We start from the raw sequence: 6,185 nt of genomic DNA, 5'->3' as shown, positions 1-6,185 counted from the left end.
TCTTCTCCTTGAAGGCCCGGATGCCCTCGGCGTAATCGGCGCTGTTGTACACCACCCGGCGCAGGCCCTGGATGCGCTCGAAGTCTTCCGGCGACATGGTGTGGGCGCCGGCCAGGATGCGCAGTTGTTCCTTCATCACCGAAATGGACAGCGGCGCGTTGGCAGCGATGCGGCGGGCCATGGCGTAGGTGTGTTCCTCCAGCTCGGCCTTGTCCACCACTTGGTTGATGATGCCGAGACTGCACAAGCGCTCGGCCGGAATCGGATCGGCGGTGAACAGCATTTCCTTGCCGATGCGCAGGTTGGCCGCGTTGAGGAAGGTCAGCAGACCGCCGACGTTGTAGGGCACATTGAGCTTGGCCGGCGTGGCGGCGAAGGTGGCGTCGGTCGCCGCCAGGATCAAATCGCAGGCAAACACCGTTTCACACGCCCCCCTGAGTACAAACGCGTTGCGCGAGTGGCAAGCAGTTCATCCCCGCTCGCGCGGGGAACACTTGTCCGCGTGTCATTTTCAGGATTTCGCGTGCGGTTCATCCCCGCTGGCGCGGGGAACACCATGCGGTGAGCTCCCCGGTGCTGGATTGAGTCGGTTCATCCCCGCTGGCGCGGGGAACACCTTGAGCTGCCCCTTACCGGCGCTGGCCTCGGTCGGTTCATCCCCGCTGGCGCGGGGAACACCATGCGTGCAAGGGGTGCGAACGTCAAAGATTCGGTTCATCCCCGCTGGCGCGGGGAACACCCGGACGCGTCGCCAAAAGAGACATTCCAGCCGCGGTTCATCCCCGCTGGCGCGGGGAACACCAGCAGATGCGTTGGTCCATGCAGACCGTGGTCGGTTCATCCCCGCTGGCGCGGGGAACACCGCCGGGCCGTGCCGCAGACCGCCGCAGCAACCGGTTCATCCCCGCTGGCGCGGGGAACACAACGAACGATACGAGCGCAATAAGCCGACCCTCGGTTCATCCCCGCTGGCGCGGGGAACACACAGCAACATAGGCGACGTTTCGGTTAAAGGGCGGTTCATCCCCGCTGGCGCGGGGAACACACTCTCGGATTACACAAAGGAAGCACAGGTTGCGGTTCATCCCCGCTGGCGCGGGGAACACGCATCCAGAGGATTGACGTATTCCCGGTTAGTCGGTTCATCCCCGCTGGCGCGGGGAACACGATTCGTGGTAAATGCCATCGGCGTCAATTTGACGGTTCATCCCCGCTGGCGCGGGGAACACTGCGGCCCCTCGAGGACCAAGCAGTAGTCGAACGGTTCATCCCCGCTGGCGCGGGGAACACCCCTTGGATCAGGTTGCGCTGTTGGCGTAGTGCGGTTCATCCCCGCTGGCGCGGGGAACACAGTCCCGTGGCTACGGCGCCGGCTGGGAAGCCCGGTTCATCCCCGCTGGCGCGGGGAACACGCCCAAGGGAGCGGCTGAACGGTCTCCGTCATGCGGTTCATCCCCGCTGGCGCGGGGAACACCTCGTGACGCACGAGTGCCCCGCAACCCGCATGCGGTTCATCCCCGCTGGCGCGGGGAACACCTTGTAGATGTCGGCCGTCAGGTAGTTGGCTGCGGTTCATCCCCGCTGGCGCGGGGAACACGACGCTGCGCCCGAGTGCGGGTGTTTCGTGGACGGTTCATCCCCGCTGGCGCGGGGAACACCAATGCCCTGGCGGTGCAGGTGGCCGCTCGCCCGGTTCATCCCCGCTGGCGCGGGGAACACCTGACTGGCCGCCAGTTTGGCCGCCTCGGTGGCCGTTCATCCCCGCTGGCGCGGGGAACACCGGCCGACACCGAGCATGGTGTCCCATGCGGACCGTTCATCCCCGCTGGCGCGGGGAACACGCAATCCCGAACACCTTCGACGCCGCCGTCGGCCGTTCATCCCCGCTGGCGCGGGGAACACTTGCGCATCCAGGTGGCGAAGAGGTTGCGGACCCGTTCATCCCCGCTGGCGCGGGGAACACCATCATCAGGTTCACGGTGATGCCGAAACCAACCGTTCATCCCCGCTGGCGCGGGGAACACGGTGTAGTGCTCTTTTTGGGCGGCCCAGCTGTCCCGTTCATCCCCGCTGGCGCGGGGAACACTCCCGCTGACGCTCTCCTTTTTTACCGAGGCCCCGTTCATCCCCGCTGGCGCGGGGAACACTCCTCGTCAGCCGGAGTTTCGGGCTGCTTTTCCCGTTCATCCCCGCTGGCGCGGGGAACACGTGCTGCTAATTTGGTTTTTGGTTTAAATAATCCGTTCATCCCCGCTGGCGCGGGGAACACGACCTCAACTTCCGTGGCTTCATAGCCGTAACCCGTTCATCCCCGCTGGCGCGGGGAACACGGACCGATATTTAGGCCGATAGACCACCGACTCCGTTCATCCCCGCTGGCGCGGGGAACACCGCGCGACTCTCCCCCCAGACGCCTATTTGCACCGTTCATCCCCGCTGGCGCGGGGAACACCTCGCGCCGCACGGCAGCGTAGAGCACATCCTCCGTTCATCCCCGCTGGCGCGGGGAACACAGTGACGAATACGACTCCGCTGTTGCTGCATCCCGTTCATCCCCGCTGGCGCGGGGAACACCTCGTGGGCGCTTGCAGTGCGGGGTTCGTCAGCCGTTCATCCCCGCTGGCGCGGGGAACACTTTGCGGGAGAGCGTTCGGGGCGACGCTCGGCGCGTTCATCCCCGCTGGCGCGGGGAACACCCGATGCTGGACGGTGACGCCAAGGTCTGGGGCCGTTCATCCCCGCTGGCGCGGGGAACACACTTCATCTATCCACATGAAAAACAACGGAATTTCATGTACTCAAAATTCTACCGAGGAAACGACTTGCATATGGCATTTATAAATTGTTAAAGATCGGGGCCTTCTACCTCAGGGTGAAAACTGACAAGGCGCACACCATCCCAATCAGCAGGCATCCGCCGATTCGCACCAAGGGTCTGGAACTCAAAGCCCGCCTCATTATTGGTACGCCACATCATTACGGCATTCCCGTCCTCTATGCCGGCCTCGACCTGGCTCCAGATATGTTCCCGAACCTTCCTGGAGTAGTTGCCTACGTAGACACCGGCCCGCACTTCCAAAAGCCACACGGCCAGGCGGCCGCGCAACCTGGGCGGGGCGTTTTCAAGAACGATGACCAGCATCGCCGATTCCATCCAGGTTAGGAATAGCAGGTGCGACAGATTCCGCCGGGGCATCCGGACGCGGGATTTCCCCTGCGGCCAGAATTTCCTCGATGTCTGGAATGATCCGCTCAAGCAGACGAGTCTGCCGGAAGATGTCTCGACAGGCCAGCCGTACGGCCCTTTCCGCATTGGGGGGAGCTGCAGCAGCCACCTGAAAGGCAGCGGGCACGACTGTTTCAAACTTGTAGATATCAGCCACGTCATAGACAAAAGACAGTGGCTTACCTGTGTGAATGAACCCCACCGCCGGCGCATAACCCGCGGCAAGAACTGCTGCCTCGGTAACGCCATAAAGTGCCGCAGTGGCGGACGACAGGCAACGGTTGGGCAAATCAGAAACATCCCAATTGTCAGGGTTGTAGTCGCGCCCGGACCACTTGACCCCGAACTTCTGAGCCAGGAGTTGATACGTACGACGTACGCGCGCGCCCTCGATTCCTCGCAGTTGTTCGACACTACGCCGAGCCGGGGGCTCCTCACCAAAGCGCACTGCGTACATCTTGCGCACGACCTTCAACCGCAGGGTTTCATCCAGCGCCAGCTTGGCCTGGTAGAGCAGGCGATCAGCCCGAGCACCGCCCGGTTGGCCGGAGGAATAGACCCGCACCCCGGCCTCCCCCACCCACACCAGCAGCGTTCCCACTCGTGCCGCCAGCGCAGCAGCCCGGTGGGAAACCCGGGTTCCGGGCTCCAGCATGATGCAGGCCACGCCACCAACCGGAATATGAGTGAGCACAGGACGCACCCGAAAGCCCTGTTGATCCACGACGACAAAGGCGCCGTCGACCACATCAATTTCGCCTTTCTCAACGAAGACGATTGAGAGGCGCTCCTTGATGGGAATGGGTTTGAGGGGCGGGAGCATGGCTCACCCCCTAACCCAGGGCTATCGCACCTATATGACATAGCTTCACCCTGAGCCTCGTTCACAGTGATGCATTTACGAATCCCCTGTTCACAGCCCCTGATTTTGTGTAGTTTCCTCGTCTTTTGGGGTGCCCATGCAGACGAGGAAAGTGATGCCGCTCACGCAGATTTTTGTCTCGATCTCCGATCCACGCAGCGCCCGGCAGGTCAGGCACGATTTGTCCGAGTTGCTCACGGTCGCGGTGTGCGCCGTGCTGTGCAGCGCGGACGAGTTCTCCGACATCGAGGCGTGGGCCAAGGAACGTATCGACTGGCTGCGAGACTTTCTGGTGCTTGAGCATGGCATCCCCTCGCACGACACGTTTGGACGCGTCTTTGCCGCGCTCAATCCGCGCGAGTTCGAAGCCGCCTTTCGGAGCTGGGTTGGGCAGTTGATTCCTGCCTTGGGTGAGGATGCGGTCGTCGCCATTGATGGGAAGACCAGCCGGCGCAGCACGACCAAGGCCGCAGCGAGTCCTTTGCACCTGGTCAGCGCCTTCGCCGCCGACGTCGGCCTCGTGCTCGGTCAGACCGCGACGGCCGAGAAGTCCAATGAGATCACGGCGATTCCCGAGTTGCTGGCGACGCTCGCGTTGAACGGCTGTGTCGTCACCATCGACGCGATGGGCACCCAGACAGGGATTGCGAAGGCGATTCGTGAAGGTGGTGCCGACTACGTGCTGTGCGTGAAGGATAACCATCCCAAGCTCGTCGAATCCTTCCTGCTCGCCCAGGCAGGCGTGGGCGGCACTCTGACGCCAAATTCCACAACGGAGAGCCGCGAGGAGGGGCACGGTCGAACGGAAGTGCGCCGTTGCTGGGCGTTCGATGCGGTGGGTTGCCTCTACAGGGCCGAACAGTGGGCAGACCTGAAGAGCTTCGCGATCGTTGAGCGCGAACGGACCGTCGGCACAAAAACCCATTGCGAGCGGCGCTACTACATCAGCTCCCTGCCTGCGGATGCAAAGCGGATTGCTCATGCGGTGCGCAGCCATTGGGAGATCGAAAACCGCCTTCATTGGTGTCTCGATGTCCAGTTTGGCGAGGACCAGTCCACCGTGCGCACCGGATACGCCGCCAACAACCTCGCCATCGTTCGCCACATCGTGATGAACCTGCTTCGCCTTAATACGTCACGCAAGGGCAGCATCAAGACCAAGCGGATGCTGGCCGCCACTTCCGATACGTTCCGCGCTGAATTACTCGGCTTCATGACATGAAGGTGCGATTGCCCTGGCCGTCTCGGCCTGCGCCCGGTCGAGGACATAGCCGCCCAGTTCGCGGCGCCACACGATGGGCACCTGGAAGCGCTCGCGCAGGTATTCGATATCGCGCTTGAGGGTTGCCGGCGAAACCTCCAGCGTTTCAAGCAGCTGCCGTGTGCTGACGCAGCGGGATCGGGAAAGCAGCTGACGGATCAGGTAGAAGCGCTCGGTACGGTCCATCGCAGGCTGTCCAGTAAGAACTGGCGAGCATGGCACGTATTCAATACGCTTACAGCGAACTACTTCACTTGCCCTCCGGGCGTTTAGCTGGGCTCACTCGCCCCTGAACACCGGCTTCCTCTTCTCCTTGAAGGCCCGGATGCCCTCGGCGTAATCGGCGCTGTTGTACACCACCCGGCGCAGGCCCTGGATGCGCTCGAAGTCTTCCGGCGACATGGTGTGGGCGCCGGCCAGGATGCGCAGTTGTTCCTTCATCACCGAAATGGACAGCGGCGCGTTGGCAGCGATGCGGCGGGCCATGGCGTAGGTGTGTTCCTCCAGCTCGGCCTTGTCCACCACTTGGTTGATGATGCCGAGACTGCACAAGCGCTCGGCCGGAATCGGATCGGCGGTGAACAGCATTTCCTTGCCGATGCGCAGGTTGGCCGCGTTGAGGAAGGTCAGCAGACCGCCGACGTTGTAGGGCACATTGAGCTTGGCCGGCGTGGCGGCGAAGGTGGCGTCGGTCGCCGCCAGGATCAAATCGCAGGCAAACACCGTTTCGCAGGCGCCGCCCCACACGCTGCCTTCGATCATGGCGATGACCGGTGCCGAAAAGGTCTCGATCTCGCGGACCAGCTTGCGCAGCGGGTCGCGCCAGGCCAGGGGGT

6 protein-coding genes and 1 CRISPR repeat array are annotated in these 6,185 nt (G+C 63.0%); of the genes, 1 reads left to right on the top strand and 5 read right to left on the bottom strand.

The features are described from left to right. The 3 genes from PHE40_RS10230 to cas1e form a co-directional block, all read right to left on the bottom strand. Positions 1–403 (bottom strand): enoyl-CoA hydratase-related protein (locus tag PHE40_RS10230; protein ID WP_299961434.1); only part of this gene is annotated, 403 nt, incomplete at its 3' end. A gap of 62 nt (positions 404–465) precedes the next feature. Then, a CRISPR array of direct repeats spans positions 466–2,757; the repeat unit is 29 nt; unit sequence CCGTTCATCCCCGCTGGCGCGGGGAACAC. An 88-nt stretch (positions 2,758–2,845) separates the two neighbouring features. Then, positions 2,846–3,142, bottom strand: coding sequence for a type I-E CRISPR-associated endoribonuclease Cas2e (gene cas2e / locus PHE40_RS10225; RefSeq protein ID WP_299961432.1), 297 nt, complete (start codon positions 3,140–3,142; stop codon positions 2,846–2,848). Next, complete coding sequence (cas1e, locus tag PHE40_RS10220) at positions 3,123–4,049, bottom strand: type I-E CRISPR-associated endonuclease Cas1e (RefSeq protein WP_299961430.1); 927 nt, start codon at positions 4,047–4,049, stop codon at positions 3,123–3,125. The genes cas2e and cas1e overlap by 20 nt, the downstream gene beginning before the upstream one ends. Positions 4,050–4,185: 136 nt before the next feature. Here cas1e and PHE40_RS10215 point away from each other — a divergent pair, with 136 nt between their 5' ends. Further along, entirely contained in the window at positions 4,186–5,310 is a 1,125-nt protein-coding gene (locus PHE40_RS10215) for an ISAs1 family transposase (RefSeq protein ID WP_299961428.1), read from the top strand. On the opposite strand, the gene PHE40_RS10210 is transcribed toward PHE40_RS10215, so the two are convergent. Both PHE40_RS10210 and scpB read right to left on the bottom strand, forming a co-directional pair. Beyond that, positions 5,290–5,535 carry a DeoR family transcriptional regulator gene (locus tag PHE40_RS10210; protein WP_299961426.1) on the bottom strand — a complete coding sequence of 82 codons (246 nt, stop codon included), beginning with the start codon at positions 5,533–5,535 and terminating at the stop codon, positions 5,290–5,292. The genes PHE40_RS10215 and PHE40_RS10210 overlap by 21 nt on opposite strands. 93 nt (positions 5,536–5,628) lie before the next feature. Continuing rightward, on the bottom strand, positions 5,629–6,185 hold a 557-nt coding region (scpB, locus tag PHE40_RS10205; RefSeq protein WP_299961424.1), incomplete at its 5' end, for a methylmalonyl-CoA decarboxylase.

It is taken from the genome of Acidocella sp., assembly GCF_028687955.1.
GTDB lineage: Bacteria > Pseudomonadota > Alphaproteobacteria > Acetobacterales > Acetobacteraceae > Acidocella.
The sequence above is the reverse complement of the archived record's forward strand: the minus strand, read 5'-3'. Positions and strand labels throughout refer to the sequence as shown.

Coding starts and splice junctions, on each gene's coding strand:
- cas2e (WP_299961432.1), bottom strand. CDS start 3,142: ATGCTGGTCATCGTTCTTGAAAACGCCCCGCCCAGGTTGCGCGGCCGC.
- cas1e (WP_299961430.1), bottom strand. CDS start 4,049: ATGCTCCCGCCCCTCAAACCCATTCCCATCAAGGAGCGCCTCTCAATC.
- PHE40_RS10215 (WP_299961428.1), top strand. CDS start 4,186: ATGCAGACGAGGAAAGTGATGCCGCTCACGCAGATTTTTGTCTCGATC.
- PHE40_RS10210 (WP_299961426.1), bottom strand. CDS start 5,535: ATGGACCGTACCGAGCGCTTCTACCTGATCCGTCAGCTGCTTTCCCGA.